The 26,063-nt window shown below is 72.6% G+C and carries 31 protein-coding genes, 1 tRNA gene, 1 other RNA gene and 1 pseudogene; 18 read left to right on the top strand and 16 right to left on the bottom strand.

Going from position 1 to position 26,063, the window contains the following annotated elements; genetic code table 11:
- Positions 1-102 precede the first annotated feature (102 nt).
- Both ACQEU6_RS29955 and ACQEU6_RS29950 read left to right on the top strand, forming a co-directional pair.
- Positions 103-351, top strand: coding sequence for a hypothetical protein (locus ACQEU6_RS29955; RefSeq protein WP_499336388.1), 249 nt, complete (start codon positions 103-105; stop codon positions 349-351).
- Between the two features lie 259 nt (positions 352-610).
- Positions 611-1,309, top strand: coding sequence for a hypothetical protein (locus ACQEU6_RS29950; protein ID WP_499336387.1), 699 nt, complete (start codon positions 611-613; stop codon positions 1,307-1,309).
- Positions 1,310-1,393: 84 nt separating this feature from the next.
- On the opposite strand, the gene ACQEU6_RS29945 is transcribed toward ACQEU6_RS29950, so the two are convergent.
- Positions 1,394-1,618: a hypothetical protein gene (locus ACQEU6_RS29945; protein WP_499336386.1), complete on the bottom strand. Its 225-nt coding sequence runs from the start codon at positions 1,616-1,618 to the stop codon at positions 1,394-1,396.
- Between the two features lie 129 nt (positions 1,619-1,747).
- On the opposite strand from ACQEU6_RS29945, the gene ACQEU6_RS29940 reads away from it, so the two are divergent.
- Both ACQEU6_RS29940 and ACQEU6_RS29935 read left to right on the top strand, forming a co-directional pair.
- Positions 1,748-2,521 carry a MerR family transcriptional regulator gene (locus ACQEU6_RS29940; RefSeq protein WP_499336385.1) on the top strand — a complete coding sequence of 258 codons (774 nt, stop codon included), beginning with the start codon at positions 1,748-1,750 and terminating at the stop codon, positions 2,519-2,521.
- Positions 2,522-2,589: 68 nt separating this feature from the next.
- Positions 2,590-3,447 carry a serine hydrolase gene (locus ACQEU6_RS29935; RefSeq protein WP_499336384.1) on the top strand — a complete coding sequence of 286 codons (858 nt, stop codon included), beginning with the start codon at positions 2,590-2,592 and terminating at the stop codon, positions 3,445-3,447.
- Positions 3,448-3,465: 18 nt separating this feature from the next.
- On the opposite strand, the gene ACQEU6_RS29930 is transcribed toward ACQEU6_RS29935, so the two are convergent.
- Positions 3,466-3,939 carry a MarR family winged helix-turn-helix transcriptional regulator gene (locus ACQEU6_RS29930; protein ID WP_499336383.1) on the bottom strand — a complete coding sequence of 158 codons (474 nt, stop codon included), beginning with the start codon at positions 3,937-3,939 and terminating at the stop codon, positions 3,466-3,468.
- Positions 3,940-4,017: 78 nt separating this feature from the next.
- Here ACQEU6_RS29930 and ACQEU6_RS29925 point away from each other — a divergent pair, with 78 nt between their 5' ends.
- The 4 genes from ACQEU6_RS29925 to ACQEU6_RS29910 all read left to right on the top strand — a co-directional run bounded on the left by ACQEU6_RS29925 (position 4,018) and on the right by ACQEU6_RS29910 (position 8,447).
- Entirely contained in the window at positions 4,018-4,398 is a 381-nt protein-coding gene (locus ACQEU6_RS29925; protein ID WP_499336382.1) for a hypothetical protein, read from the top strand.
- Positions 4,399-4,499: 101 nt separating this feature from the next.
- Positions 4,500-5,744, top strand: a complete 1,245-nt coding sequence (locus tag ACQEU6_RS29920) for an SUKH-4 family immunity protein (RefSeq protein WP_499336381.1) — start codon at positions 4,500-4,502, stop codon at positions 5,742-5,744.
- 70 nt (positions 5,745-5,814) lie between these two features.
- Complete coding sequence (locus ACQEU6_RS29915; protein WP_499336380.1) at positions 5,815-7,578, top strand: S9 family peptidase; 1,764 nt, start codon at positions 5,815-5,817, stop codon at positions 7,576-7,578.
- 425 nt (positions 7,579-8,003) lie between these two features.
- A complete protein-coding gene (locus ACQEU6_RS29910) occupies positions 8,004-8,447 on the top strand; it encodes a hypothetical protein (protein ID WP_499336379.1) in 444 nt (147 codons plus the stop codon).
- Here ACQEU6_RS29910 and ACQEU6_RS29905 read toward each other — a convergent pair.
- Positions 8,425-9,093, bottom strand: a complete 669-nt coding sequence (locus ACQEU6_RS29905) for a TetR/AcrR family transcriptional regulator (protein ID WP_258942012.1) — start codon at positions 9,091-9,093, stop codon at positions 8,425-8,427. The two genes, ACQEU6_RS29910 and ACQEU6_RS29905, sit on opposite strands and share 23 nt — an antisense overlap.
- 113 nt (positions 9,094-9,206) lie before the next feature.
- Here ACQEU6_RS29905 and ACQEU6_RS29900 point away from each other — a divergent pair, with 113 nt between their 5' ends.
- Positions 9,207-9,641 (top strand): nuclear transport factor 2 family protein, encoded by a 435-nt coding sequence (locus ACQEU6_RS29900; protein WP_499336378.1) that lies wholly within the window; start codon positions 9,207-9,209, stop codon positions 9,639-9,641.
- On the opposite strand, the gene ACQEU6_RS29895 is transcribed toward ACQEU6_RS29900, so the two are convergent.
- The 3 genes from ACQEU6_RS29895 to ACQEU6_RS29885 all read right to left on the bottom strand — a co-directional run bounded on the left by ACQEU6_RS29895 (position 9,631) and on the right by ACQEU6_RS29885 (position 13,731).
- Positions 9,631-10,725, bottom strand: a complete 1,095-nt coding sequence (locus ACQEU6_RS29895) for an aspartate-semialdehyde dehydrogenase (protein ID WP_499336377.1) — start codon at positions 10,723-10,725, stop codon at positions 9,631-9,633. The two genes, ACQEU6_RS29900 and ACQEU6_RS29895, sit on opposite strands and share 11 nt — an antisense overlap.
- Before the next feature lie 173 nt (positions 10,726-10,898).
- A complete protein-coding gene (locus tag ACQEU6_RS29890; RefSeq protein ID WP_499336376.1) occupies positions 10,899-12,173 on the bottom strand; it encodes an aspartate kinase in 1,275 nt (424 codons plus the stop codon).
- Positions 12,174-12,288: 115 nt separating this feature from the next.
- The gene (locus ACQEU6_RS29885) at positions 12,289-13,731 is read right to left on the bottom strand and encodes an MFS transporter (protein ID WP_499336375.1); all 1,443 of its coding nucleotides are present in this window, start codon (positions 13,729-13,731) and stop codon (positions 12,289-12,291) included.
- Positions 13,732-13,823: 92 nt separating this feature from the next.
- Between ACQEU6_RS29885 and ACQEU6_RS29880 the strand changes: the two genes are divergently transcribed.
- Positions 13,824-14,318 carry a winged helix-turn-helix transcriptional regulator gene (locus ACQEU6_RS29880; protein WP_499336374.1) on the top strand — a complete coding sequence of 165 codons (495 nt, stop codon included), beginning with the start codon at positions 13,824-13,826 and terminating at the stop codon, positions 14,316-14,318.
- A gap of 52 nt (positions 14,319-14,370) precedes the next feature.
- Here the strand turns inward: ACQEU6_RS29880 and ACQEU6_RS29875 are convergent, their stop codons facing one another.
- Positions 14,371-15,219, bottom strand: coding sequence for an LLM class flavin-dependent oxidoreductase (locus ACQEU6_RS29875; protein ID WP_499336373.1), 849 nt, complete (start codon positions 15,217-15,219; stop codon positions 14,371-14,373).
- A 27-nt stretch (positions 15,220-15,246) separates the two neighbouring features.
- Positions 15,247-15,405, bottom strand: coding sequence for a hypothetical protein (locus tag ACQEU6_RS29870; protein ID WP_499336372.1), 159 nt, complete (start codon positions 15,403-15,405; stop codon positions 15,247-15,249).
- 254 nt (positions 15,406-15,659) lie between these two features.
- Here ACQEU6_RS29870 and ACQEU6_RS29865 point away from each other — a divergent pair, with 254 nt between their 5' ends.
- Positions 15,660-15,974: a hypothetical protein gene (locus ACQEU6_RS29865; protein WP_499336371.1), complete on the top strand. Its 315-nt coding sequence runs from the start codon at positions 15,660-15,662 to the stop codon at positions 15,972-15,974.
- A gap of 16 nt (positions 15,975-15,990) precedes the next feature.
- Here ACQEU6_RS29865 and ACQEU6_RS29860 read toward each other — a convergent pair whose 3' ends face one another.
- From ACQEU6_RS29860 to ffs, 5 genes are all read right to left on the bottom strand, one after another.
- Positions 15,991-16,548: a DUF5063 domain-containing protein gene (locus ACQEU6_RS29860; RefSeq protein WP_499336370.1), complete on the bottom strand. Its 558-nt coding sequence runs from the start codon at positions 16,546-16,548 to the stop codon at positions 15,991-15,993.
- The gene (gene recR / locus ACQEU6_RS29855; protein WP_089310736.1) at positions 16,541-17,140 is read right to left on the bottom strand and encodes a recombination mediator RecR; all 600 of its coding nucleotides are present in this window, start codon (positions 17,138-17,140) and stop codon (positions 16,541-16,543) included. Before recR ends, ACQEU6_RS29860 begins: the two co-directional genes overlap by 8 nt.
- A gap of 42 nt (positions 17,141-17,182) precedes the next feature.
- Positions 17,183-17,551 (bottom strand): YbaB/EbfC family nucleoid-associated protein, encoded by a 369-nt coding sequence (locus tag ACQEU6_RS29850; protein ID WP_089310737.1) that lies wholly within the window; start codon positions 17,549-17,551, stop codon positions 17,183-17,185.
- Between the two features lie 164 nt (positions 17,552-17,715).
- The gene (locus tag ACQEU6_RS29845; RefSeq protein ID WP_499336369.1) at positions 17,716-20,034 is read right to left on the bottom strand and encodes a DNA polymerase III subunit gamma and tau; all 2,319 of its coding nucleotides are present in this window, start codon (positions 20,032-20,034) and stop codon (positions 17,716-17,718) included.
- A gap of 85 nt (positions 20,035-20,119) precedes the next feature.
- Positions 20,120-20,215: signal recognition particle sRNA small type (gene ffs, locus ACQEU6_RS29840), an RNA gene on the bottom strand.
- A 59-nt stretch (positions 20,216-20,274) separates the two neighbouring features.
- Here ffs and ACQEU6_RS29835 point away from each other — a divergent pair.
- Together ACQEU6_RS29835 and ACQEU6_RS29830 are read left to right on the top strand one after the other, a co-directional pair.
- Complete coding sequence (locus ACQEU6_RS29835; protein WP_499336368.1) at positions 20,275-20,619, top strand: DUF952 domain-containing protein; 345 nt, start codon at positions 20,275-20,277, stop codon at positions 20,617-20,619.
- 10 nt (positions 20,620-20,629) lie between these two features.
- Positions 20,630-20,714, top strand: a tRNA-Ser gene (locus ACQEU6_RS29830).
- 225 nt (positions 20,715-20,939) lie between these two features.
- Here ACQEU6_RS29830 and ACQEU6_RS29825 read toward each other — a convergent pair.
- Positions 20,940-21,392: an Lrp/AsnC family transcriptional regulator gene (locus tag ACQEU6_RS29825; protein WP_499336367.1), complete on the bottom strand. Its 453-nt coding sequence runs from the start codon at positions 21,390-21,392 to the stop codon at positions 20,940-20,942.
- A gap of 100 nt (positions 21,393-21,492) precedes the next feature.
- On the opposite strand from ACQEU6_RS29825, the pseudogene ACQEU6_RS29820 reads away from it, so the two are divergent.
- Positions 21,493-21,765: pseudogene (locus tag ACQEU6_RS29820) on the top strand (SMP-30/gluconolactonase/LRE family protein); the annotation flags it as partial.
- A gap of 92 nt (positions 21,766-21,857) precedes the next feature.
- Positions 21,858-22,193, top strand: a complete 336-nt coding sequence (locus tag ACQEU6_RS29815; protein ID WP_499340609.1) for an SMP-30/gluconolactonase/LRE family protein — start codon at positions 21,858-21,860, stop codon at positions 22,191-22,193.
- 13 nt (positions 22,194-22,206) lie between these two features.
- On the opposite strand, the gene ACQEU6_RS29810 is transcribed toward ACQEU6_RS29815, so the two are convergent.
- Entirely contained in the window at positions 22,207-22,704 is a 498-nt protein-coding gene (locus tag ACQEU6_RS29810; RefSeq protein WP_499336366.1) for a MarR family winged helix-turn-helix transcriptional regulator, read from the bottom strand.
- A gap of 120 nt (positions 22,705-22,824) precedes the next feature.
- On the opposite strand from ACQEU6_RS29810, the gene ACQEU6_RS29805 reads away from it, so the two are divergent.
- The 3 genes from ACQEU6_RS29805 to ACQEU6_RS29795 all read left to right on the top strand — a co-directional run bounded on the left by ACQEU6_RS29805 (position 22,825) and on the right by ACQEU6_RS29795 (position 24,720).
- A complete protein-coding gene (locus tag ACQEU6_RS29805; RefSeq protein WP_499336365.1) occupies positions 22,825-23,769 on the top strand; it encodes an NADP-dependent oxidoreductase in 945 nt (314 codons plus the stop codon).
- Between the two features lie 112 nt (positions 23,770-23,881).
- Positions 23,882-24,271, top strand: coding sequence for a cytidine/deoxycytidylate deaminase family protein (locus ACQEU6_RS29800; protein WP_499336364.1), 390 nt, complete (start codon positions 23,882-23,884; stop codon positions 24,269-24,271).
- Between the two features lie 140 nt (positions 24,272-24,411).
- Entirely contained in the window at positions 24,412-24,720 is a 309-nt protein-coding gene (locus ACQEU6_RS29795; protein WP_499336363.1) for a type II toxin-antitoxin system VapB family antitoxin, read from the top strand.
- Here ACQEU6_RS29795 and ACQEU6_RS29790 read toward each other — a convergent pair whose 3' ends face one another.
- Positions 24,721-25,971, bottom strand: a complete 1,251-nt coding sequence (locus ACQEU6_RS29790) for a CynX/NimT family MFS transporter (RefSeq protein WP_499336362.1) — start codon at positions 25,969-25,971, stop codon at positions 24,721-24,723.
- Between the last annotated feature and the right edge of the window lie 92 nt (positions 25,972-26,063).

Below are 26,063 nucleotides of genomic sequence, written 5' to 3'. Positions count from 1 at the left end.
TGGACGGGGCCCAAGGGCCCTGAAATGCGGGACGCGACTTTTCTAGCGTGTTCTCACCTGGAAGAACGAGTGAAGGGGCGGGGCTCGATGAGGCGACGAGTTGTGGATATCGCCGCAAGCGGCGCGACGTTCAACGCCATGACGGCCGCCCTGTCGTTCCTCTCTGGCTTCCAGGGACACGTGGGAGTGGCGAACCGCGCCTCGGACGTCCAGGGCACACCGCCCTCCCGGCCCCAAGCCGCCAAGGTCGTCGGCTACGGCAGCATCATCTGCGACGAGCCCGGATACCTCACCTTGGGAGTGGCGCTCTGCAAGCGCAGACCGCTCGGCGACTGGGCCCTGCGCCACTGACCCGAGTTCGTACGTCCTCCGGAAGTGGGGGGGCGCATATCCAGGTCAAGGCGACGATCCCGTGCGACGGGTCCCCGGGCCGGGAGACCTACCGGACCGAGGTCGCCGGCAATGTCCTTCAAAGCTGGGGCCGGCACCAGGAGAAGAGCGGGAAAGCACGACTCCACTGCCCCGGCTGACGCCCGCGGCCTCACCCACGGCCCTCCTCCAAGGCGCGCTTCTCCGCGCGCCGGACATCCCTAGATCAAAGGTGGTCGGCATGCGCAAGCGTGTCCAGTTCTCAGCGATGGCGCTGGCGGCGGCCGGCGTGGCGGGCGGGGTGGTGGCGACCGCGTCCGGCGAACCGCCAAGGTCGACCGTCCTCTCCGCGGGGTCCTCCGCGAAGGCGGGAACCACCTACGAGCGTCCCTACACGCAGGTGCAGAAGTTCTGGTCCAAGCCCCTCAAGCGCTGCATGATCGTCACGCTGTGGGGCACCGTCACCTACAAGATCTCCGACCGCAACTCCCGGTGGAGCGACTACACCGACCGGTCGATCAAGCAGCCGACGATGCGGTTGACGGTGCGGACGAAGTGCGGCGCGGAGGGACGGGACGTCAATGTCGACAAGGCCAAGATCAGGCAGCGCTGGTGGGATTCGTCCTGCAAGGCCGAGCCGTCCATCGGGGGCGGCGTTCCATGGTCGGTGGCCTTCGCCGTGGCCTTCAACTGCGGTGAGGTGAAGACCGCGTCACGGTCAACGGGATACGGAAGGGACGACACCTACACCCAGTACAACAGTTCCACGAAAGTGAAGTGGGACAGTTCCAGCGCCGCCTGGCTTTGGAACCCCTACAAGACCAAGGGCGAATGGTATCCCCTGTGCCTGAGCGCCAGCACCACGGCGACGATCTGGCGGGGAGCCAAGTCCGACACCTGGCCGACCGGCAAGTTCAAGGTCTGCGTGCGTCACAAGTAGCGCGGGCATCCGGGCTTCGGTTACGCAGAGCGCCCGCGTTCGGCGGCTTGCCCCGGCCGGATCGGCCGGCCGGGGCACGGCGGCTCAGTGGCGGGTCTTTTTGATCGTCTTGTGTTTCGACGACTTCTTCTTGTGGCTCTTGCCGCCCGACTCCCACTCGTAACCGGGAGTGTTGTTCTTGCAGAAGCGGTCGCTCACCTTCGTGTCGGTCGCGTCGTGCTCGCACCACCGGTCCTGACCGCAGGCGGTCAGCCCGAACGCGGCGACCAGACCAACGAGCGCGAGGGCCGCGGAACGGGTCTTCACCATCTTTCGCCTCTCTGCAGGGGGCGTCGGTGACGCCGGGTGATCTGACGTGCGCGGGCGCGCCTGCGTTCCGTGGCCTGGAGGGACGGGACGGGACGTGGCCGGGACCGGCCGCGAACTATGCTGGCCGCCGTGAGCGATGAGCCGACGCAGGAGCAGGGCGGCCGTCCCGGCGACGGGACCCGCGAGTACCGCATCGGCGAACTCGCCACGGCCGCAGGGGTCCCGGTACGGACGCTGAGGTACTACCAGGAGCGCAAGCTGCTGCCGCCGCCCCGCCGCGAGGGGCGCATCGGCCTGTACTCCGAGGACCACCTGGCCCGGCTCCGCATGATCGGGAACCTGCTGGACCGCGGGCACACGCTGGAGGGCATCCGCGAGCTGCTGGCCGCGTGGGAGCAGGGCCGCGGCATCGGCGCCGTCCTCGGCGTCGAGAAGGCGGTCACGACCCCGTGGTCGAACGAGGTCCCGGTGACGATGACGCTGGAGGAGCTCGCCGCGCTGTTCCCCGGCGAGGTCGGCCCCGAGGCCGTGGAGCGGGCCGTCGCGCTCGGCCACATCGAGGTGGACGGCGACCGCGTCACCCACTGGAGCCGCCGCCAGCTCGACGCGACGGTGGCCCTGGTGCGGGCCGGGGTGCCGCTGGACGCCGTGCTCGCCGCCGGCCAGGACCTCCAGCGCAGCATGGACGGCCTCGCCGCGATGTTCGTCCGGCTGATCACGACGCACGTCGTCGGGCGGCTGGACGAGGCCGTCGACGACCGGGACCTCGGGGCCCTCACCGAGACCATCGCCCGGCTCCGCCCGGGGGCCGAGGTCACGGTCGAGGCCGGCTTCGCGCGGGCCATGGACCGGCAGATCCGCGCCGCGATCGACGAGCTCCTCGGCCGCCTGGCCACTCCCTGATCCGTCCTTTACCGAAGCACGGCGATCGGACGCCCCGCCCCGGCATTCGTGATCATTAGCGTGGCGGGATGGCACGATCCCTCGCCGCGCTCGCGCTGGCCGCCGCGCTGCTGGCGGCCGCCGCGCCCGCCCGGGCCGCGGCTCCGGACGGCCCCTGCTCGTCGTCGCGGCACCCGAAGGCCGCCGACCGGCTCGGCGCGCGGATCAGGCAGGCGCTGCGCGGCCGCGCCGGGACCGAGTCGGTCGCCGTGTACGACCGACGGCGCGGCATCCGCTGCGCGGTCGGGGCCGGGCGGCGGTACGACTCGGCGAGCGTCGTCAAGGTCACGGTCCTCGGCGCGCTGCTGCGCCAGGCCGCCGACGAGGGCCGCCCGCTGACGGCGACCGAGCGGGTCCGGGCCCGCAGGATGATCACTCGCTCGGACAACCGCGCGACGTCCGCGCTGTGGCGCTCGGTGGGGCGCGCCCGCGTCGCGGGCTTCCTCGGCGAGGCCGGGATGACGCAGACCCGGCTGGACCCCGGCGGCCACTGGGGGCTCACCCGGATCACCGCGCACGACGAGATCGAACTGCTGGAACGGCTCACCACGCCGAACGCGCTCCTGCCCGCCAGGGCCCGCGCTTACGCGCTGAGGCTGATGCACGAGGTCGTCCCGGCGCAGCGGTGGGGGACCCCCGCCGGGCGTCCCGCCGGCGTCACCTGGCACGTGAAGAACGGCTGGCTGCCGCGCCCGGACCGGCGCTGGCGCGTCCACAGCATCGGCAGCTTCGACGGGCACGGCGAGGACTACATGATCGCGGTCCTCACGCGGGACACCCCGTCCATGGCCTACGGGATCGAGACCATCGAACGCGTGGCCCGCACCGTCCACCGCGGCCTGGCCGGGACGAAGCGCCCCAAGCCGTCCGGCCGCTCTCTCGCCTGACGCCGGCCGGGGAAGCCGCTACCGGCGCTCGGCGGGGGCCTGTTCCAAGGCGGCCTCGTAGGCGCGCAGCGCACCGATGACCGTGGCGCGGTCGGCGGGGGCGAGACCGCGCATGACGCGCTCCCAGGCGGAGGCGCTGCCGGAGAGCCATTCGGCGATCGGCGCCGCGAAGGCGGGGGCGATGGCGACGATGCGGCGGCGGCGGTCGGCGGGGTCGGCGGTGCGTTCCAGGACGCCGGGCCGCGACAGCTCGCTCACCATGAGGCTGACGGTCGTCGGGGCGACCTCCAGCCGCGCGGCGAGTTCGTTGACACCGGCCGGGCCGCCGTACTCCAGGTGGGCCAGCAGCGCGAGATGGCGCGGCGCCAGGTCGAGGCCCTGGAGTGCCGGGGGGACGGGCAGGCGCTTGGCGCGGCCGACGATCCGCGGCATGAGCAGCAGCAGGGTGCGAACGGCCTCGTCGACGGCCGGACCGCCCGATCCGGTGGACATCGGCACCCTCCACAAGTACCTTTGAAGTTAAAGCCTTTGAAGTTAAAGCCTTTTAGGTCAAAGAGAACGGGGACCACTGTGCCGCATCTGACCGTCCACCTGCCAGAAGACAGGCTCGCCGGCCACGAATCCGAGCTCGTCGGCGCGCTGACCGAGGCGATCGTCGGCGTCTACGGCGAATGGGCCCGCGAGCTGGCGGGCATCCGCCTGTCCGGCGTCCCCGCCGGCCGCCTCGCCCAGGGCGGCAAGGCCGTGGACACGAACGTCTCGCTGGTCATGGGCGTCCGCGCCGCCGCCTTCGACCGCCCCGACGCCGCCGAGATCACCGCGGGCCTGGCCGCCGCCCTCACCGACGCGGTCACCGCCGTCCTCGGCGAGGACCTCCGCCCCGGCACGACGGTGGAGCTGGTGGCGTCCCCGCAGGAACGCACCTTCGTCGCCGGCGCCCCCGCCCCCTGACGGCCCGCAAGATCATCAATGTCGGCGATCCGGGGACACGGCGGGGGCGGGTCACTACGGTCCCTTCCAAGCCGCAAACCCAACTCTCTGGAGGAGACGCCGTGGCCGCAGGCGAGGAGGACTCCGTCACCCTGGACGTCGCGCAGGGGAGCGAGCTCGGGCTCCCCGAGGCCGACCTCCGGCTGCTCACCGAGACCGGGCTGCTCAGGGACGCGGGCGGCTACTTCTGCACGGACATCCCCGACGGACCGCTCGGGCTGTTCGCCGTCCTCCCGCTGAACGAGGACAACCGGGCCCTGGTCCTCGGCGGAACCGGACCCGACGGCGACATGCTGTACTTCCTCGACGTGAACGAGGGCGTCGTCGTGCTCTTCTCCCCGGGAGAGGGCGACGAGGAGGCCCAGTTCGAGATCGTGAACACCTCGCTGCGGTCCTTCACCGAGTTCGTCCGCCGCCTGGGCGCGTACGTGTACTCGCCCTGGGCGGAGCGGCCCGCGGACGACAAGGCGCGCCTCGCCGAGATCGCCGCAGGCCTCGAAGAGCTCGATCCCGAGTCGTTCGCCCATCCGCACTGCTGGTGGGCGATGGCGGTCGCGCGGCTCCGGCGGGAGGTCGCCCGGCGGGAGCGGGCGCATGCGCCCGCCGCGTCGCACAGCGAGTCCTTCGACCGGGCGCTCGACCGGCTGGAGGAGAAGGGGTGGCGGCAGGTCACGGGCAAGGAGTTCGCGTCCGCGGCCGACGAGTACGGGCTGCTGACCCTGCCGGAGGACTTCTCGGACGCGTTCTCCGCCGACGGCGCCCTGCTGCGGGACGTCGACGTCCGCTGGCGGGGCGGCCTCCCGTCGGAGATCCAGTCGGTCTTCGCCCGGGAGGGGCTGGTGGTCGGCGTTCCCGAGGAGGAACCGGAGGACGAGGACGACTACGAGGCCGCGATGGAGCGGCTCATGGCGGCGGTCCACGACACCCAGGGGCCGGGCGAGGGAACGGTGACCTGCCAGGTCCCCGGGGAGACCTCCGATCTGTGCCGGATCGTGCGGGCGTTCGACGACCTGGCCGCGAAGGGCTACGTCGCCGAGCCCGCCCTCTGGCCCACCACATCGGGATGCTGGCAGCGCGTCGCCGAGATGACCCAGGACGCGGAGGCGCCCAAGGCCGTCTTCTGGAACACCCAGAGCCACGAGAGCGCCTTCGACACCCGAGGCGACCTGGCCGACGAGCTGCACCTCGGCTGGGCGGGCGACCGGGACGAGATCGCCGCGGCCCTCGCGGCGACGGAACTGCTGGTGAAGACCCCCGAGGACGAGGGGACGACCTTCATCCTCGCACCCGCCGGCGACCCCGCCTGACCCCTGTCCGGCACGGGACGAAGAGCCGCATCCCCATGATCCTCTCGTGGGGCTCGGCGATACTGGGGGGATGGTCGACGACGAGCGCTGGAAGGCGCGTTTCCGGGCCGCGCGGATCAGCCTGCCCCGATGGGCGCGCGACGCCCCGAGCCGCAGCATCTACCGCTCCAACGTGAGCGGCACTTGGGAGATCTACACGTGGGACCGCGAGACGGGTGAGCAGCGCCAGGCGACCGACCGCCCCAACGGGACGTGGCACGGCACCGTCGACCCGTCCGGCGCATGGGTGTGGTGGTTCGCCGACACCGACGGCGACGAGTTCGGCGTGTGGAAGCGCGTCCCGTTCGGGGAGACCGAGAGCGTTCCGGCCGTTCCGGAGCTGGAGCCGTCGTACCCGTCGGGGCTGGCCCTCGGCCGCAGCGGCCTCGCCGTGATCGGGCGGACGACGGAGGAGGGCAACACCGTCCACCTGTGCCGGGCGGGCGCCGCGCCGGAGGTGCTCTACCGCCACGCGGAGGACGCCCACGTCGCCGCCGTCTCGCGGGACGAGTCACTGATCGCGATCGGGCACAGCGAGCACGGCGACAGCCGCCACATGGCGCTGCGCGTCGTGCGGCAGGACGGCTCCCCTGTCGCCGACCTGTGGGACGGGCCGGGCAAGGGCGTCTACGGCGCCGGGTTCGCTCCGGTCGACGGCGATGCGCGGCTGCTGGTCAACCACGAGCGGCGCGGGCGGGACGAGACGCTCATCTGGGATCCGGTCGCGGGCACCGAACAGGAGATCGTCCTCGACCTGCCCGGCGAGATCGGCGCGAGCTGGTACCCGGACGGCGCCGCGCTGCTGATCTCCCACTCCCACGACGCGCGCGACGAGCTCTACCGCTACGACCTCGCCGACGGGGCGCTGACCAGGATCGACACCCCGCGCGGGGTGATCGGCGGGGCGGACGTCCGGCCGGACGGGACGGTCGAGTTCTCCTGGTCGTCCGCGGCCGAGCCGCCGGTGATCCGCTCCACGTCCGGCGCGGTCGTGCTCACCCCGCCCGGGCCCGCGGCGCCGCCGTCCGTCCCGGTCGAGGACGTGTGGGTGGACGGCCCCGGCGGCCGCATCCACGCGCTGGTCAGCAAGCCGGAGGGCGACCGCCCCTACCCGACCGTCTTCGACGTCCACGGCGGGCCGACGGCGCAGGACGACGACTCGTTCACGCCCGCCGCCGCCGCGTGGGTCGACCACGGGTTCGCGGTCGTCCGCGTCAACTACCGGGGCTCGACCGGGTACGGCTCCGAGTGGCGCGACGCCATCGAGGGCCGCGTCGGCATCACCGAGCTGGAGGACATCAAGGCCGTCCGCGACTGGGCGGTCGAGTCGGGCCTCGCCGACCCGGCGCGGCTCGTGCTGACCGGCGGATCGTGGGGCGGGTTCCTCACCCTGCTCGGCATCGGCACGCGGCCGGACGACTGGAGCGTCGCGGTCGCGGCCGTCCCCGTGGCCGACTACGTCGCCGCGTTCGAGGACGAGATGGAGGGCCTCCAGGCGTTCGACCGGTCCCTGTTCGGCGGTTCGCCGGAGGAGGTCCCGGAGCGGTACCGCGAGTCGTCCCCCATCACCTACGTCGAGCGGGTCACGGCGCCGGTGCTGGTCCTGGCGGGGGAGAACGACCCGCGCTGCCCCATCCGGCAGATCGACAACTACCTGGCGCGGCTCGCCGAGCTGGGGCGCCCGCACGAGGTGTACCGGTACGACGCGGGCCACGGCTCCCTCGTGGTCGAGGAGCGCATCACCCAGATGGCCGCCGAGATCGGCTTCGCCCGGAAACATCTCGGCATGTCGTGATCTTTCCCCGGGACGGGCGGGCCGCCTCGCCCGTCCCGGGTTTACAAGATCGACCCTTCGGGCATCCCTCCGATCGGCCGCACGCACCGCCGGTCCCGCGAGGACCGGCTCTCGCCCCCCGGACGTCACCGATCGGGGGGATCGCCCATGCCACGGCCGTGCAGCGTCCATGGCGCCACGCCGTCCGAGTGCCGGCGGGCGCCCGGCATCGCCCAGCACCCGGCCTTCCGGCCGGCCGCCGCGGTGACCGCCCTCGCCCTGGCCGCCGCCGTGTTCGCGCTCGCCTCGCCCGCCGCGTCCGCCGCCGCGCGCCCTCCGCCGGCACGCGGACCGCGCCCGGCGCCGAGCCTGCGTCCCCGGGCCGGCGCCCGCTCGTCCCGGCGCCCGGCGCCGGTCCCGAGGCCGGACGGCCGGCCGCGCGGACCGTGCCGCCGCGGGACGTCCCGCCGGACCTGCCGAGCTCGCAGCGCCTCGACCAGCAGTTCGTCGAGTACGCGTTGCGGGCGAGCGGCATCGGCTGGCGCTCCACCGGGCGCTGCTCCGACCGGACGGTCCGGACCTGCACCTCGTTCGAGGGCATCCGGTGGGGGACGGTCAGAAGCCTGATCGACTTCGCGGAGTCGAGCGGCTGCGAGGTCACCGTCACGGGCGGCACCGAGCACGGCCACGCGGGCGGCGCCTACAGCCACGGGAACGGCTACAAGATCGACATCGCGACCGGGGCCTGCGTCGACGAGGCGGTGCGCCGCTACCCGTTCACCGGCGTGCGGGGCGACGGCGCGCGCCTGCACCGGTCGCCCGAGGGCGTCGTCTTCGCCCGCGAGAAGGACCACTGGGACATCACGGTCAGGCCCGGACCTCGCGGATGATGCCCACCAGCTCGCGCGTCACCGACTTGAAGCCGGGGATGCGCGACATCGCGACCATGCGGTTGACCAGCGGAACCGTCCGCTCGACGAGGAGGTAGGTCTTGCGGCAGCCGGGCGAGCTGTCGTGCACCCAGTACAGCACGATGCCCATCGAGTAGATCCACAGCAGCTCGGGCAGCTCCGCCCGGAACTCCTTGTCGATCTTCAGGTCGGAGCCCTCGACGACCTCGCGGTAGATCGCGACCGCCGAGTCGCGGGCGGGCCCGGACTCGGCGCTGAACGGGTTGAGCGGGCTGGTGGGCTCGGCGGCGAACTTGAAGAACTTCCCGGCGAACTCGTGGTAGGGGATCATCGTGTCGACCCTGGCCTTCAGGACGCCCAGCAGCCGGGGCGCGAACTCGCGCTCGGCGTCCAGGACCGCCCGGCAGGCGGCGACGTGCTCGTCCTGCAGCTCGTCGTAGTAGGCCTGGATCAGCTCTTCCTTGGACCCGAAGTAGTAGTAGGCGTTGCCGACCGAGACACCCGCCTCCTTGGCGATCGCCCGCATGGTCGTCTGCTCGTATCCGCGCTCCCGGAACAGCCGCAGCGCCGTCTCGACGATCAGGGCGCGCGTCTGCTCGGACTTCACGGCCTTCGTCTCGGTCACGCATGCCACCCTAGAGCCCGCGTACGGCCTCCCGCTCGTGGCGTCCTGCGCCGCGCGGCCCGGCCGTCCGCCGCGCGGCGCAACCGGGCGCCCGGCCGCGGTGTTGACCGAGCATGACCGATGCCCTGAAAGCCCTCCAGCGCTTCTACGCCGCCGAAGCGGCCTACCTCGCCGCCGGCGGCCCCGGCAAGGGGGACTTCTCCGTGATGGCCGCCCATCTCACCCCCGACGTCGTGATGTACCAGGCGCCCTGCCTCCCCTATGGCGGGACGTGGCGCGGCCACGACGGCATGGAGCGGTTCATGGCCGTGATGAGCGAGATGTGGTCGGAGCTGACGTTCCGCGAGCAGCACTACGCGGTCGACGGCGCGGGCCTGGGACACGCAGTCGTCGCGGTCCGCAACGACTGCGTGTTCCGGGCCCGCGCGACCGGGCGGGAGGTGGACACCTCCGTCCTGCAGTGGATCACGGTCCGGGACGGCCTGGTCAGCGAGTTCCGCCCGTTCTACCTGGACACCTCCGCGGTCCTCGCGGCGCTCAGGGAGTGAGCTCGGCGGCGACCAGCTCGGCGATCTGGGCGGTGTTGAGCGCCGCGCCGTTGCGCAGGTTGTCGCCGCAGAGGAACAGGTCGAGCGCGTTCGGGTCGTCCAGCGAGCGCCGCACCCGCCCCACCCAGGCCGGATCGGTACCGACGACGTCCGCGGGCGTCGGGAACTCCTGCGTCTCCGGGTTGTCGCAGAGCACGACGCCGGGCGACCCCGCGAGCACCGCCTGCGCCTCCCGCTGGTCGACCCGGCCCTCGAACACCGCGTGGACCGACAGCGAGTGCGCCGTCACCACCGGGACGCGGACGCAGGTCGCCGTCACCCGCAGGTCGCGCAGGCCGAGCACCTTCCTCGACTCCTCCCGGATCTTGAGCTCCTCCGAGCTCCAGCCGCCGCCGCGCACCTCGCCCGCCCACGGCACCACGTTCATCGCGAGCGGCGCCGGGAACGGCCCGAACTCGCCCACCGCGCCGCGCAGGTCGCCCGCGCGGTTGCCGAGCGCGCGGTCGCCGCCGACCTTCTCCATCTGCTCGTACAGGGTGTCGACGCCCTCCAGCCCGACGCCCGACGCCGCCTGGTAGGACGAGACGACGAGCTCGCGCAGCCCGTAGCGGCGGTGCAGCGCCCCGATCACCATGATCATCGACAGCGTGGTGCAGCTGGGGCTCGCGACGATCCCGCGCGGGCGCCGGCGCACCCGCTCCGGGTTCACCTCCGGGACGACGAGCGGCACGTCCGCCGCCATCCGGAACGCCCCGGAGTTGTCGACCGCCACGGCGCCGCGTTCCGTCGCGACCGGCACCCACCGCGCGGCCACCGCGTCCGGCACGCCGAACATCGCGATGTCGACGCCGTCGAACACCTCGGGCGCCAGCGGCGCCACCTCGACGTCCGCGCCGCGCAGCGCCAGCGACCGCCCCGCCGACCGGGGCGAGGCGACCAGCCGGATCTCCCCGTAGACGTCGCGGCGGGTGGACAGCAGGTCGATCATCACGGCCCCGACGGCCCCCGTGGCTCCGACGACGGCGAGCGTCGGCCCGCCCGTCCCCCTGGTCCTCGCGCCGGCCGGCCGGGCATTCAGGGCCATGGTCGCGTCACCCTCTCGCCGTCGAGTCGTCCGCACGTCCAACTCCCGCCGCGTGCGGCCGGTTCCCCCTACGACCCTGCCACCGCGGGCGGGCGGCGTCAGCGTCACGCGGCACAGGACGGGCACGACGAAGCGGGCCGCACGGAATCCGTGCGGCCCGCTCCGTCGTGCGGTCAGCGGCCGGTGCCGCCGTAGACGACGGCCTCGACCTGCTCGGCGTCGAGGTCGAACGCGCGGTGCGCGGCGGCGACCGCGGTGTCGATGTCGTCCTGCGCGACGACGACCGAGATCCGGATCTCCGAGGTGGAGATCATCTCGATGTTCACCCCGGCCTCGGCGATCGCGCCGAACAGCGACGCGGTGACGCCCGGGTGCGAGCGCATCCCGGCGCCGATCAGCGACACCTTGCCGATGCGGTCGTCGTAGCGCAGCGACTCGAAGCCGATCTTCTCCTTCAGCTTGTTCAGCGCGGTGAGCGCGCTCTGCCCGTCGGTGGACGGCAGCGTGAACGAGATGTCGGTGCGCCCGGTGGACGCCGCCGAGACGTTCTGCACGATCATGTCGATGTTGATCTCGGCCTCGGACAGCACCGTGAAGATCGTGGCGGCCTCACCGACCTTGTCGGGCACCCCCACCACCGTGATCTTGGCCTCGCTCCGGTCGTGCGCGACGCCGGAGATGATCGCCTGCTCCATGTCCTGTCCTTCGATCTCGCTGCTGTCGACGACCCACGTGCCCACCTTCTGGCTGAACGAGGACCGCACGTGGATCGGGATGTTGTAGCGGCGCGCGTACTCCACGCAGCGCAGATGCAGGATCTTCGCCCCGCTGGCCGCCATCTCCAGCATCTCCTCGTAGGAGATCTTCGGGATCTTGCGGGCGGCGTGCACGATGCGCGGGTCGGCGGTGAAGACGCCGTCGACGTCGGAGTAGATCTCGCAGGCGTCGGCGTCCAGGGCCGCCGCGAGCGCGACGGCCGTGGTGTCGGACCCGCCGCGGCCGAGCGTCGTGATGTCCTTGGTCCCCTGCGAGACGCCCTGGAACCCGGCCACGATGCAGATCGAGCCGCCGTCCAGCGCGGTCCGGATCCGTCCCGGCGTCACATCAATGATCTTGGCTTTGCCGTGCGAGCCGTCAGTGATCACACCGGCCTGGGAACCGGTGAACGAGCGGGCCTCGTGGCCCAGGTTCGCGATGGCCATGGCCAGCAGCGCCATCGAGATCCGCTCGCCGGCGGTGAGCAGCATGTCCAGCTCACGGGCGGGCGGCAGGGGGCTGACCTGCTTGGCCATGTCGATGAGGTCATCCGTCGTGTCGCCCATGGCGGAGACCACGACGACCACGTCGTTGCCCGCCTTCTTCGTTGCGACGATGCGCTGGGCGACCCGCTTGACGCCTTCGGCGTCGGCGACGGAGGAGCCACCGTACTTCTGCACGACAAGAGCCACGAGTGGGCGCTCCTCGGATCGGGGTCAGGCGTTTCTGGTCGTCGAGTCTACAGAGCCGTATCCGGTGGATCACGACCAGGTAACTCCGCCCGCCGTCGGTTCCTCTCGTCCGGTCCTAGACGGCGGTCCTGACGGGGTCCGGCGCCGGTTCGGTAGGCCTCGCGGGACGGGTGCGGAGGCCGAACGCCGTGATCAGGGCGGCGAGGACCGCCGCGGCGAAGGGGACGGCCAGGGCCGTCCGGAGCGCGTCGAGGCGCGCCTCCGGGGAGCCGTCACCGCCGAGCGCCGCGACCTGGACGGCCGTCACGGCGGAGAGGCCGAGGGCCGTGCCGAACTGGATCGCCGTGTAGAGCAGGCCGCCCGCCAGGCCGTGCTCGCGCTCGTCGACGCCGTCCGTGGCGGCCATCGTCAGCGGGCCGTAGGCCAGGGCGAACGCCAGGCCGAGCAGCGCGAGGATCGGGAACATGGCGGCGTAGGCCCAGTCGAGCCCGACCGGCAGGAACAGCCCGTAGGCGACGGAGGCGAGGACGATGCCGCCCAGCAGCACGCGCAGGTTGCCGAAGCGGTTCACCAGGCGCGGCGTCAGGGTCGGCGCGAGCACGGTGTCCAGGCCGACGACGAGCATGCCGAGACCGGTCTGCCAGCTCGTCCAGCCCCGGAGTTCCTGCAGGTACAGGGTCATCAGGAACTGGAAACCCGCGAAGGCGCCGATGAAGAGCAGCGCGCTCGCGTCCGTCCGGACGAGGGCGGCCGACCGCAGGACGCCGAGGCGGACGAGCGGGCTCGGCGACCGGCGCTCGACCACGGTGAACACGGCGAGGAGGAGCAGCCCTCCGGCGAGGACGCCCGCGGTGAGCGCGGCGCCGTGCCCGGGGCGCTCCAGCCGGACGACCCCGTAGACGAGGAGCAGCATGGCTCCCGTGATGGTGAAGGCGCCCGGCAGGTCGAAGCCCCGCGTCCCCCTCCCCTGCCCGGCGGAGTGCGGGTCGGCGACCAGCGGCACGGCCGCCGCCAGCAGCAGCGCCGACAGGATGACCGGCGCGAAGAACACCCAGCGCCAGCCGAGCGACGTCAGCAGACCGCCCGCGACGAGGCCGAGCGAGAAGCCGCCCGCGGCCGTCCCGGCGTAGACGCCGAGCGCCCGGGTGCGCGCCGGCCCTGCCGGGAACGCGGTGGTCACCAGCGCGAGCCCCGCCGGGGCCATGAACGCCGACGCGACCCCGGTGACGAACCGCGCGACCAGCAGCATCCAGCCCTCGGTGGCCAGGCCGCCGAGACCGGAGAAGGCCAGGAAGACCGCCATCCAGAACAGGAACACGCGGCGCCGCCCGAGCAGGTCGGCGGCACGCCCGCCGAGCAGCATGAACCCGCCGTAGCCGAGCACGTAGGCGCTGATGACGCCGCTCAGCATCCCGGTCGACAACCCCAGGTCCGCCCGGATCGACGGGAGCGCGACGTTGAGCATCGCCACGTCGATCCCCTCCAGGAAGACCGCACCGCACAGCACCAGCAGCGACGCCCAGGCGCGGCCGTCCATGCGGGACGCGGATGTGGACATGACCCGGCTCCTCTCCTCCGAGGCACCGGTTCCCCTGATGGATGCCGGTTCCCTCTTGTTACCGGCAGCATCGTCCGACACCATCGAGAAGCATGGAAGACGGAACTTTCGCGTCCCCCGGTTACTGCGGAGTCACCGCCGCCGACGAGGACGTTCTGCAGTGGCACACCCGCAACGACTGCGAGGTCCGGCAGATCCTCGACCGCATCGCCGACAAGTGGTCCCTGCTCGTCATCGCGCTGCTCGACCAGCGCTCCCTGCGCTTCACCGAACTGCGCCGCCGGATCGACGGGATCAGCCAGCGGATGCTCGCCCGGACGCTCCGGCACCTCGAACGGGACGGGCTCGTCAGCCGGACCGTCCACCCGACCGTCCCGCCGCGCGTCGACTACGCGCTCACGTCGATGGGCGCGACCCTGCACGAGACGATCCGGTCGCTCGTCGTGTGGACGGAGGAGCACCAGGGCGCGATCGCCGCCGCCCGGACCGCCTACGACGCCCGCGCCGAAGCCGAGCGGCGGGCGGCCGAGCAGGAGGCCGCCGAACGCGACGCCGTGGCCCGCGACGTGCTCGCCCACCGCCGCTGACCGCGAGGATCACCCGGCCGGTTTCACGGGAAACCTGCTCGGGGCGGCGGCGCTAGAGCGCCGGCGGGCCCTGTTCGATGCGGCGCAGGACGGGTTCGAGGCGCTCGTTCTCCTCGGTGCCGATCATCCGGCGCTCGTCCCACCAGGTCGCGCCGGCGTCGGCCAGCGGGCCCACCAGGTCGCGGGCGTCGGCGGGGCTGGCGCCGCCGACGACGATCTCGAACGGCCCGTCGCCCCGCCGGTGCCGCCGGACGAACGCGGCCAGGTCGCGGACGTCCTCGACGGCGGGCGCGCGGCCGTGCGAGCCGGGGCCGAACAGCGGGACGGCGCCGTCCCAGCGGGCGGCCCGCCGCATCGGCCTGCGGTTCGGCCAGAACCCCGCGATCCACACCGGCGGCCGCGGCCGCTGCGCCGTGGCGGGCAGCAGCGCCACGTCCTCGGCCCGGTAGTGGCGCCCGTGGTGGGTGACCGGTTCGCCGGACCAGTAGCGTTCGAGCAGGCCGAGGCCCTCGTCCAGGCGCTCGGCGAGCAGGGCGGGGTCGGTGGGCTCGCCGAAGGCCCCGTACTCGTCGGCGACCGGGCCGCCGAGGCCCGCCGCGAAGACCACCCGTCCGCCGCTGAGGACGTCCAGCGTGGCGACCTGGCGGGCCAGCTGCTGCGGGCGCCGCCGCGGGACCGGCGTGACCAGCGTGCCGAGCCTGATCCGGCGGGTCGCCAGCGCCGCCGCCGTCAGCAGCATCCAGGGATCCCCGAAGGACTTGCGATCGCTCCTCACGTGGACGACGTGGTCCCACACGAACAGCCCGTCCCACCCGGCCCGCTCCGCCGCCTCCGCGACCCGCGCGACGGTCCGCGGGTCGGCGAAGTCACCGAAGTTCGGGATATTGATCGAGTAGCGCATCCCCGCATGCTGCGCCGACACGGACGCTCACGGCAACCCGGTTCTGCGGCGGGCGGGGTCGGTGGACAGCTCGGAGAGGTTCATCTCCATCGTGCGGTGGACGGCGGGAATCCAGTCGAGGGTGCGCAGCAGGGTGTTGCGCATCCCGCGCAGCACGGGGCTGCCCAGCGTCGCGACGTTGGTCATCCTGGCGGTGAACGAGACGACCTGCTCGGCGATGGGACACCGGACGGCCCCCTTGAGGCGTAAGTGACACGAGGGTTGCCGTGCCGTCAGCGGGATGAGACCTTCCCGGCACCGTTCCGATCATGTTTGCTGACCACCTGGACGGGGGGTCAAGCGTCTATGTGAAGGCAGGCGTCGGCGGGTGCCGTGGTTCACCACGTCCACCGGGGATCCGCTGCGTCCGTGCCACGGCCTGGTGGGGGGCGGGTGCGGCGGTGATCGAGCTGATGGGAGAGCTGATGGGCGGGTTCGACGAGTTGCCGAGGGTTCGCCGGGGGCCGCTGCCGTCCCTCTACGCGGCGCTGCGGCGGAGGGCGCCGCAGGTGGCGGCGGCGCGGCCGGACGGTGGCGGAGGTCTGCTGCACGTCTCCTACCGGGGGCAGGAGGCCCGGATCGCCTGGGACGACGACCGCGAACAGTTCGCGTGGCGGTCCGGGGGGAGCGGCCAGATCGGCGCGGACGTCGAGAAGGCGGCCGAGCTGATCGCGTGGGCGCTCGGCGCACGGACCGGCCCCACCGCGTCCGGCTAGGCCGGGCGGCGGCGGGCTACGCGGGGGCGGCTTCCGTGGCCACTTCCGTGGCGACGCTCAGACGGGCGTTGGAGACGAAGGCGTGCAGGGCCCGCAGAGCGGCGCCGGCGTGGTTGCCCCAGTGGTTGAAGTACGAGTACTGCCACCACCAGAGAGCCTCCAGGGGACGGTCCTGGTTGTAGTGGCGGAGCCCGTGGACGAGGTCGCTGGCGACGTCGACGAGGTCGTCCGACAGGCGGTAGGAGGTCGGTTCGGTGTCCTTGTACGGGTCGAAGACCTCGACGTACTCGTCCATGGTCTGGAGGCGCTCGGCCAGGCCCTGCCGGATCGAGTCGAGGTCGGGGTCGTCGCCCACCTCGGGCTCCCAGTTGTCCGGGAGGATCACGTCGGCGCTGGCGCCGAGCTGCGCCCCCGCCAGGATGACCTGCGACACCTCCAGCAGGAGGAGCGGGATGGTGTGCGTCCCGCCGTCGCCGCGGGCGACCGCCTCCAGGCCGTTCAGGTAGTTGTCGACGTGGCACGCCACGCGCTCGGCGAGGGCGTTCCAGTCCTGCGGGCTGTTGGCGTCAGACATCGAGCAGCCTCCGTCCTTCGAATGCGCGGCCCAGCGTGACCTCGTCGGCGTACTCGAGGTCGCCACCCACCGGAAGGCCGCTGGCCAGTCGGGTGACGGTGATGTCCATGGGCTTGACCAGCCGGGCGAGGTAGGTCGCGGTCGCCTCGCCCTCCAGGTTGGGGTCGGTGGCGAGGATCAGCTCGGTCACCGCCCCGTCCGCCAGCCGCTGCATCAGCTCGCGGATGCGCAGGTCGTCCGGCCCGACGCCCTCGATCGGACTGATCGCGCCGCCGAGTACGTGGTAGCGGCCGCGGAACTCGCGGGTCTTCTCGATCGCGACGACGTCCTTGGACTCCTCCACCACGCAGATGATGTGGGGATCGCGGCGCGCGTCACGGCAGATCCGGCATTCCTCTTCTTCTGCGACATTCCCGCATGTTTTGCAGAAGCGGACCTTGTCCTTGACCTCTTTGAGCGCCTTGCCGAGACGCTCGACATCGGCCGGATCGGCGGCGAGGAGGTGGAAGGCGATCCGCTGCGCGCTCTTGGGGCCGACGCCGGGCAGCCTGCCCAGCTCGTCGATGAGGTTCTGAACCACCCCTTCGTACAACGGACCCCTCCTTTACTGGTCGTCTTCTGCCCGCGCGCCTGTTCAGGCGCCGCCGAGGCCGGGGAAGCCGCCGGGGATGCCCCCGCCGCCGCCGAGCCCCTGGGCGAGCGGGCCCATCTTCTCCTGCTGGAGCTCCTGCGCCTCGCGGGCGGCGTCGCGGATCGCGGCCAGCACCAGGTCGGCGACCGTCTCCGCCGTGTCGGCCGGGTCGTCGGCGTCGATCGCCTTCGGGTCGATCGACAGCCCCGTGACCTCGCCCTGCCCGTTGACCGTCGCGGTCACGAGCCCGCCGCCGGCGGTCCCCGTCACCTCGGTCTCCGCGAGTTCGCGCTGGGCGTTGAAGAGCTGCTCCTGCATGGCCTGCGCCTGCTGGAGGAGTTCCTGCATGTTCAGCTGACCACCGGGTTCCACGGTGCACTCCCTCTTCCGGCCCCCGAGGGCCTTCTCTCTGGCGCTCCGCCAGCCACCGGACGTCCGTCCCACGAGACTACGGGTTCCCAGGCCGTTTCGGTACGCGAGGACCTCAGCGCGCCATTTCGGAAGCACATCCGGGATTCGCCCCCCGACCAGGCGGCTCAGGAAGCCGAGTTGTCGATCTCGCGGATGATCTGGCCGCCGAGTTCGCGCTGGATGAGCGCCATCCCGCTCATCTCGGCCTCGGTGCCGTCGGCGTCGGCGTCGCCCTCCGGGTCGACCTCGTCGCTCTCGTCCACGGGCGGGGGTTCGGGCGGCGGCGGGGGCTCGTCCGGCGGCGGCGGAGGCGGTTCCGGGGCCCGGTCCGCCCTCGGCGCGGACGGTTGCGCGGACGGCTGGACGAGCGGCCGCGGCTGCGGTGCCGGGTTCGGTGTGGCCGCCCCACCGAACCCCGCGCTAGGGCCCGGCCTTCCCCCCGGTGGGGACCCGCCGGGCGCTCCGCCCACGACGGTCTCTATCCGCCAGTCGACGCCCATCCGCTCCTTGAAGACCTCGCGCAGGACGGCGTCGCGGCCGCCGTTGACGAAGCCGAGGCGGCGCCCCTCCGCGTCGAAGCCGAGAGTGAGGACCCTGCCGTCGAGGGAGACCGGCTGCACCCCCGCCATGATGACCATCCAGGTGGCGCGGCTCTTCTGCTTGACGGCCTCGACGACGTCCGGCCAGAGGCGCTGGATGGTGGCGAGGTCGGCCCCTCCACCCCCTCCACCGGGCGCGGCGGGCGCGGCGGGCGCCGGCCGTGCGCCGGAGGGTGCGGACGGAGCACTGGAAGGCGCGGGCCGCGCGTCGGCCGCCGCGGCCGGAGATTGTGCGGCCGGGGACTGCGCAGGCGAGGACTGCGTGGGCGGGGATTGCGTGGGCGGGGATTGCGCAACTGAAGACTGTGGGGCCGGGGCCTGCGCGGGCGGGGCTTGGGCGGGCGGGGCCTGCGCTGCCGGAGACTGGGCAGGCGACGACGGCGCGGGCGCGGCGGGGGCGGCTCCGCGGTTATCCACAGAACCAGGTTCTGCGGGTGCCGTACCGGGGGCGGGGTTGACACTGGAAGTGGGGTCGGCCCCCCGGGCGGGAGGGGACTGGGTACCGGGCGTTGTTCCGGGCGTTGGGGAACCCCCGTCGCGGGGCGCTGCCGCCCCCGGCCGCCCCGGCGCCCCCTGGTCCGGGCCGCCCTGGACGGGAGCCGGCGCCGCGGACGCGAAGGCCTGCGCCAGAGGATCGCCGCCCGGCCCGCCGCCGAACCCGGCCTGTCCACCGCCGAGGCCGCCCTGCCCGGCCTGGCGCTCCAGACGGTCGAGGCGGGCGAACATGGACGCCTCGTCCTCGTAAGCGGCCGGCAGCAGGATCCGGGCGCAGATCAGCTCCAGCAGCAGCCGCGGGGACGTCGCGCCCCGCATCTCGGTGAGCCCGGTGTGCAGCAGGTCGGCGGCACGCGTCAGCTCCCCGGGCCCCATCGAGGACGCCTGGCGCCGGATCTGCTCCAGCTCGTCCGGCGGGAAGTTCAGCAGCCCCGACCCCGCGGCCTCCGGGACGTTCGAGAGGATCACCAGGTCGCGGACGCGTTCCAGCAGGTCGGCGGTGAAGCGGCGCGGGTCCTGGCCGCTCTCGATCACGCGGTCGACGGCGGCGAACACGGCGGCGCCGTTCCGGGACGCGAAGGCCGCGACGACCTCGTCCAGCAGCGCGGAGTCGGTGTAGCCGAGCAGCGACACGGCCCGCGCGTACGTGATGCCCTTCTCGTCCGACCCGGCGAGGAGCTGGTCCAGGATCGACAGCGTGTCGCGCGCGGAGCCGGCCCCGGCCCGGACGGCCAGCGGCAGGGCGGACGCCTCGTACGGGACGTCCTCGCTCTCCAGGATCTCCTCGACGAGATCCTGGAGGACGCCCGGCGGGATCAGCCGGAACGGGTAGTGGTGGGTCCGGGACCGGATCGTCCCGATGACCTTCTCCGGCTCGGTGGTCGCGAACACGAACTTCAGGTGCGGCGGCGGCTCCTCGACGAGCTTCAGCAGCGCGTTGAAGCCCTCGCGGGTGACCATGTGCGCCTCGTCGATGATGTACACCTTGAAGCGCGCCGCGACCGGGGCGAAGAAGGCCCGTTCCCGCAGGTCGCGGGCGTCGTCCACACCACCGTGGGACGCGGCGTCGATCTCGATCACGTCGATGTGCCCGGTCCCGGACGGTCCGAGCGCGACGCACGAGTCGCACTTGCCGCACGGGTCGGGGGTCGGCCCCTGCTCGCAGTTCAGCGAGCGGGCGAGGATCCTGGCGCTGGACGTCTTGCCGCAGCCGCGCGGCCCGCTGAACAGGTACGCGTGGTTGATCCGGCCGTTGCGCAGCGCCTGCTGGAGGGGCTCGGCGACGTGTTCCTGCCCCTTCAGCTCGGCGAACGTCGCTGGCCGGTACTTGCGGTACAGAGCCAGACTCATCGGGGGTCCGCCCTCCCTCGAGAAGCAGAGCGTCAGAAGCGCCGTGTCGCCGTGGACCGGTCGTCGCGGACCGGTCGCCGTCAAACCAAGGGACCCCCCGCACACCCGCCAGAGCCTGCTTATCCTTGCTGCCTTCCGGCCCTGGGGAGGTTCACAGGGTGACGCCGTGCGAGGGGTCTGCCCCGAGTCTATGGCATCCCCGGCCCAGGATCGCCACGCTTTCCGGCGTAGTCTCCGCCCATGCCCGCCTCTCCCCAGGACACGCTCCTGCACATCGCCGAACGACCCCACTGGGAATCCGCCCGGAGCACCGGCGTGGCGTACACCATGTCCACGCTGGGCCGGACCCTGGACGAGGAGGGCTTCATCCACTGCTCGTCCGACATCGCCCAGGTGGAGGGCGTCCTGGGCCGCTTCTACGGAGGCGTCCGCCGCGACGACCTGGTCCTGCTGGTCATCGACGTCTCCCGCCTCGACGCGCCCGTTCGCTACGAGCCCGCCGGGGACGAACTGTTCCCCCACGTCTACGGACCGATCCCGGTCGGCGCCGTTATTGATGTCAGGTCACTGCCCGGGAACCGGTAGGCTTCGCCGTGGAGGATTCGCCTAGTGGCCTAGGGCGCACGCTTGGAAAGCGTGTTGCGTGCAAGCGCTCGCGAGTTCGAATCTCGCATCCTCCGCTTGCTTGACCAGGCGGAACTCTTTGAGGGCGGCACCCGTGGGTGCCGCCCTTTTCAGTGCCTCCAGCCGCGCCGGCTCTCTCGCGCCCCTGCTCCTAGCCCTCTTCGTCGGCTTGACCGGCTTCGTCGGCCAACTCCGCGCGGGCTTCGCGGATCTGGTCCAGCGCGATCTCGGCTTCGACCCCGAAGTGGTCACACCGGTTCCGGCCGCGGTCGGCGGCGGTGTCACTGGCCGATCGGGGAGATGGGGCGTTCGAAGAACGTCTCCAGGACGACCGTCGCCTTCGTGCCGCTGACGCCCTGGATGTCGTAGAGGCGCCGCAGGACGTCCTGGAGCCGCGCGGTCGTCGACGTCCGCACCTTGACGAGCACGGACGCGCTGCCCGCGACGACGTGGGCCTCCTGCACCTCCGGAATGGCCGCGAACTCGGCGGCGCGGTCGCCCATCCAGACCGAGGAGTCGATCAGAGCGAAGGCCAGCACGCCCTGGCCGAGCGCGGCCGGCTCCACGTCCACTCTGGTCCGCCGGATGACGCCCCGCTCGCGCATCTTCCGGACCCGCTCGTGGACGGCTCCGGCCGACAGGCCCACCGCCGTGCCGAGCGCCGCGTAGGACCGGGTGGCGTCCTGCTGGAGGAGTTCCAGCAGCTGACGATCGATGTCATCCAGGTTCCTCACAAGATGACTGTATCGCGTACGATCATCCCGAACTTGCTTTGAACAAGCTTCAGTCACATCGGCCTGGGAGAGAACCGTGCCCAAGGAAGCCGACGACGGGATGGACGAGGTTCTGGACGAGCGCTTCCGCACCGGACGCTGCTGCCACGGCGACCAGCACCTCGAACACCTCCACTCGGACGCGCACTGGGCCGAGGGCCCCCTCTACCTCCCCGCGCGGCGGCAGCTGATCTGGAGCGACATCCCCAGCGACCGCATGCTGCGCTGGGACGAGGCGACCGGCGCCGTCTCGGCGTTCCGCGCTCCGGCCGGGCACAGCAACGGCGACACCCTCGACGGGCGGGGCAAGCTGGTCACCTGCGAGCAGGGCGACCGGCGGGTGACCAGGACCGAGCCGAACGGCGCCGTCACCGTCATCGCCGACCGCTACGGGGCCGGCGCCTCAACAGCCCGAAGGACGCGGTCGTGCGCACCGACGGGTCGATCTGGTTCTCCGACCCCGACTTCGGCATCACCAGCGACTACGAGGGGCACCGCGCCGAGAGCGAGATCGGCGCCTGCAACGTCTACCGTGCCGACCCGGCGACCGGCGAGGTCCGCCTCGTCGCGGACGGGTTCGGCGGCCCCTACGCCCCTGACGGCACCCTCATCGGGCGCATCCGCGTCCCCGAGCCCGTCTCCAACATCACCTTCGGCGGCGCGAAGAGCAACCGCCTGTTCATCACCGCGACGACCGGCCTGTACTCGGCGGTGACCTCGGTGACCGGCCTCCCGAGAACCCCGCAGGTGATCGAGGACTGACCCCCGCCCGGCGCTACTTCTGACGGCGGGGCGCCGCCGAGCGGGGCGGCGCCGAGCGCATGTGGTCGCGCACCGGCGACAGCAGGCCGGCCAGGGCCTCGGTGTCCTGGCGCGACAGCGGCTGGAAGAGCTGCCGGTTGAGGACCTCGGTGTGGCCGGGGAGCACCTTGGCGAGCAGCGCCCGCCCGGCATCGGTGATCGTGACCGTGACGCCCCGGTCGTCGTCCGCGGAGCGCGTGCGCGCGACCAGGCCCGCCTTCTCGAGCAGGCCGGCCTGATAGGTCAGTCCGCTGCGGCTGTACACGACGCCGTCGGCCAGGTCGGTCATGCGCTTGCTGCCGCTCGGCGAGTCGAGCCCGAGGTGCGCCAGCAGCTGGAACTGGACGTAGCTGAGATCTCCGGCCTCGCGCAGCTGCTGCTCGACCGCGTGCCGGAGCAGGCCCGCCACCTCCATGAGGGCGAAGTACGCGCCCAGCTGGACGGCGTCGGGGGGCGGCGGCGTGTCGGGCATGGCGCCATCCTACCGCTTGCTTCATCTTCGAAGCACTTGCTTCGGATTCAAAGCACTGTTACGGTGACCGCAGTGCTTCGGATTCGAAGCACTTTACGGATCGAGAGCGAGGGAACCCGGATGAAGGCGGTTCGATTCCACGAGTACGGCGAGCCCGACGTCCTCCGCTACGAGGACGTCGACCGGCCGGTGCCGGGCGGCGGGCAGGTGCGGGTGCGCGTCGCCGCGACGACCTTCAACGGCGTCGACGGCAACATCCGCGCGGGCTTCATGCAGGGCCCGATGCCGCTGACCCTGCCGCACGTCCCCGGCCTGGACGTCGCGGGGACGGTCGACGCACTCGGCGAGGGCGTGAGCGGCCTTGAAACCGGCGACCAGGTCGTCGGCTTCCTGCCGTTCGTCGACGACGGCGCGGCGGCTGACTACGTCCTCGCCCCCGCCGAGAGCCTGGCCGCGGCTCCGGTGAGCATCCCGCTCGCCGACGCGGCCGCACTGCCCCTGGTCGGTCTCACCGCATGGCAGGCGCTCCACGAGCACGCCGGGCTGAAGGCCGGGCAGCGGATCCTGATCAACGGCGCCGGCGGGGCCGTGGGCGGCTACGCGGTGCAGCTGGCCAAGGCGGCCGGCGCCCACGTGATCGCGACCGGCAGCCCCCGCAGCGCCGAGCGCGTCAGGGCGGCTGGCGGCGACGAGGTCATCGACCACACCGCCACCGAGGTGACCGCCGCGGTGACCGAGCCGGTCGACGTCCTGCTCAATCTCGCGCCGATCGACCCCGCCGCGTTCGCGGCGCTGGCCGGGCTGGTCCGCGACGGAGGCGTCGTGGTCAGCACCACCGTGTGGATGCCCGCCCCGGCCGACGAGGAGCGCGGCGTGCGAGGCGTCGACCTGTACGTCCGCAGCGACGCCGGGCAGCTGTCGGAACTCGTCGCGCGCGTGGACCGCGGCGAGCTGGCCGTCGACGTCGCCGAGCGCGTCCCGCTGGAGGAGCTGCCGTCGGTCCACGCCAGGGCCGCCGCGGGCACCCTCCCGGGCAAGGTCATCGTCCTGCCGGCCACCGCCTGATCTCCATCACCGGCGGCAGGTGCACCTGCCGCCGCGGCGGTGGACGCATCGCACCGAGCAGGTGGCGCCGGATCATCGCGCGCTCACCTGCCCATGAGTAGCCTCACCCGACATGACGGTCGACCAGGAACTCGTAGACGTGGCCGGACGGGTCGCCGCGGAGTGCAACCGAGGCGACGAGCACACGGTGGCGGCCGCCGCTCGCGCACGCGACGGGCGGATCGTCACGGCCATGAACGTCTACCACTTCACCGGGGGCCCGTGCGCGGAGCTGGCCGTGATCGGCGCGGCCGCCGCCCAGGGCGCGCACCAGCTGGACACGGTCGTCGCGGTCGGGAGCGGCGACCGCGGGGTGATGTCTCCCTGCGGGCGGTGCCGGCAGGTCCTCCTCGACTACTTCCCGTCCATCCGCGTCATCGTCGACATGGGCGGCGGTCTGCGCGTCGTGCCCGTGGCCGAGCTGCTTCCCGGCGCCTACATCTGGTCCGAGCACCAGTCGTGAACGGCCGCACGCCGCCCGTCCGGTGCTAAGTCACGGACGGGTTGAGCTGGGCGGTAACTGGTTTACCGGACGTGGAAAGCAGAGTGACGCGAGTTGTTGAGCGCCTTCTCCGCGCACTGGCGAGCCCGTAGACTCGAAGGGTGATCTTCAAGGCGGTGGGTGAAGGAAGGCCCTATCCAGAGCACGGTCTCTCGTCCCGGGACTGGGCCAAGATCCCGCCTCGCCAGGTCCGCCTCGACCAGCTCGTCAGCACCAAACGGGAGATGGATCTCCAGTCGCTGCTGTCGAAGGACTCCACGTTCTACGGCGATCTGTTCCCCCACGTGGTCCAGTGGCATGGCGAGCTCTACCTGGAGGACGGCCTGCACAGGGCGCTCCGGGCCGCGCTGCACCAGCGGCTCGTCCTGCACGCGCGCGTGCTCGACCTGGACGCGTTCGACTTCTCCTGATCAGCGGGCGCGGGCGGGCTCCGGCGCCGGGAGGGCCTTCGGCTCGACCAGCGGCGCCGGCGCGGCCGGGCGGACGAACCCGGGGCGCGCGGCCAGCAGCCCGACCACGGCCTCCGGGACCACCAGGACGAGCAGCAGGGCCAGTGGCACGTTCCAGCCGCTCGTGGCCTCGTGGAGCACGCCGACCGCGAGCGGACCGGCCGCGGCGAGGAGGTAGCCGCCCGTCTGCGCCATCCCCGACAGGCTCGCGGCCGTGGACGGGCTCGGCGAGCGGAGGCTGAGCAGCGTGAAGGCCAGCGGGAACGCGCTGCCGGTGCCGACACCGAGGATCACGACCCACGTCCATCCGGCGGACGGGGCGAGCAGCAGCCCGACCAGGCCGACGACCATGACCACCGCGACGGCGGCCACGAGGGGGCGCTGGTCGCGCAGGCGGGCGGCGAACACCGGCACCAGGAAGCCCAGCGGGATCCCGACGATCATCATGGTGGAGACCATCATCCCGGCGGTGGCGGCCGGGTGGCCGGCGTCGCGCATGATCTCCGGCAGCCACGACAGCAGCACGTAGAACATCAGCGACGCCAGGCCCATGAACGCGGCGACGAACCAGGCCGTCGGGGAGCGCAGCAGGGAGCCTCCGCCGCGCGGGGCGGTGACCGGCGGCGTCGGGGCGCGGCGGCCCCGCAGCGCGAGCGGGCCCCACACGAGCGCGGCGACCAGCGACGGGACGGCCCAGACGGCGAGCGCGAGCCGCCAGCCGCCAGCCGCCTCCAGCGGCACCGCGAGCCCGGCGGCGACCGCGCCGCTGGCCGCCATCAGCATCATCGCGAGCCCGGTCAGCGAGCCCAGGCGGGACGGGAACGCGCGCTTGATCACGGCCGGCATGAGGACGTTGCCCATCGCGATTCCCGCCCCTGCAAGGACCGTTCCAAAGAACAGCGAGACCGGGGACTGCACCACCCGCAGCACGATCCCCGCCGTGATCATGACGAGGGAGCCGGCGATCGCGGTCTCGGTGCCGAACCGCCGCGCCACGACCGGCGCGACGGCCGCGAACACGCCCAGGCACAGCACCGGCAGCGTGGTGAGGACGCCGGCCTCCGCCCCCGACAGCCCGAACGCGTCCCGCAGGTCGCCGAGCACCGGCGAGATCCCCGTGATCGCGGCGCGCAGGTTGATCGTCAGCAGGACCAGGCCGGCGAGCGACCACACGGCCGCCGCCCGGGAACCCGGAGTCGTAGAGCTCTTCATGTCACCTTCGCTGTTCTTCGGTCGCTTTCGGGCGCAGGTTCTGCTGCCTCAAGCCGGTTCCGCCGCGTTCCGGCGCCCGGTCGCCGGGCACC

The organism is Spirillospora sp. CA-108201 (assembly GCF_050936235.1).
Taxonomy (GTDB): Bacteria; Actinomycetota; Actinomycetes; order Streptosporangiales; family Streptosporangiaceae; genus Spirillospora.
This window is presented reverse-complemented; position numbering and strand designations above follow the sequence as displayed.

Excerpts from the sequence above, each read along its gene's own strand:
- ACQEU6_RS29950 (WP_499336387.1), top strand. The coding sequence starts at position 611 with ATGCGCAAGCGTGTCCAGTTCTCAGCGATGGCGCTGGCGGCGGCCGGC.
- ACQEU6_RS29945 (WP_499336386.1), bottom strand. The coding sequence starts at position 1,618 with ATGGTGAAGACCCGTTCCGCGGCCCTCGCGCTCGTTGGTCTGGTCGCC.
- ACQEU6_RS29935 (WP_499336384.1), top strand. The coding sequence starts at position 2,590 with ATGGCACGATCCCTCGCCGCGCTCGCGCTGGCCGCCGCGCTGCTGGCG.
- ACQEU6_RS29930 (WP_499336383.1), bottom strand. The coding sequence starts at position 3,939 with ATGTCCACCGGATCGGGCGGTCCGGCCGTCGACGAGGCCGTTCGCACC.
- ACQEU6_RS29915 (WP_499336380.1), top strand. The coding sequence starts at position 5,815 with ATGGTCGACGACGAGCGCTGGAAGGCGCGTTTCCGGGCCGCGCGGATC.
- ACQEU6_RS29900 (WP_499336378.1), top strand. The coding sequence starts at position 9,207 with ATGACCGATGCCCTGAAAGCCCTCCAGCGCTTCTACGCCGCCGAAGCG.
- ACQEU6_RS29895 (WP_499336377.1), bottom strand. The coding sequence starts at position 10,725 with ATGGCCCTGAATGCCCGGCCGGCCGGCGCGAGGACCAGGGGGACGGGC.
- ACQEU6_RS29885 (WP_499336375.1), bottom strand. The coding sequence starts at position 13,731 with ATGTCCACATCCGCGTCCCGCATGGACGGCCGCGCCTGGGCGTCGCTG.
- ACQEU6_RS29880 (WP_499336374.1), top strand. The coding sequence starts at position 13,824 with ATGGAAGACGGAACTTTCGCGTCCCCCGGTTACTGCGGAGTCACCGCC.
- ACQEU6_RS29875 (WP_499336373.1), bottom strand. The coding sequence starts at position 15,219 with ATGCGCTACTCGATCAATATCCCGAACTTCGGTGACTTCGCCGACCCG.
- ACQEU6_RS29870 (WP_499336372.1), bottom strand. The coding sequence starts at position 15,405 with ATGACCAACGTCGCGACGCTGGGCAGCCCCGTGCTGCGCGGGATGCGC.
- ACQEU6_RS29860 (WP_499336370.1), bottom strand. The coding sequence starts at position 16,548 with ATGTCTGACGCCAACAGCCCGCAGGACTGGAACGCCCTCGCCGAGCGC.
- ACQEU6_RS29845 (WP_499336369.1), bottom strand. The coding sequence starts at position 20,034 with ATGAGTCTGGCTCTGTACCGCAAGTACCGGCCAGCGACGTTCGCCGAG.
- ACQEU6_RS29835 (WP_499336368.1), top strand. The coding sequence starts at position 20,275 with ATGCCCGCCTCTCCCCAGGACACGCTCCTGCACATCGCCGAACGACCC.
- ACQEU6_RS29810 (WP_499336366.1), bottom strand. The coding sequence starts at position 22,704 with ATGCCCGACACGCCGCCGCCCCCCGACGCCGTCCAGCTGGGCGCGTAC.
- ACQEU6_RS29805 (WP_499336365.1), top strand. The coding sequence starts at position 22,825 with ATGAAGGCGGTTCGATTCCACGAGTACGGCGAGCCCGACGTCCTCCGC.
- ACQEU6_RS29800 (WP_499336364.1), top strand. The coding sequence starts at position 23,882 with ATGACGGTCGACCAGGAACTCGTAGACGTGGCCGGACGGGTCGCCGCG.
- ACQEU6_RS29790 (WP_499336362.1), bottom strand. The coding sequence starts at position 25,971 with ATGAAGAGCTCTACGACTCCGGGTTCCCGGGCGGCGGCCGTGTGGTCG.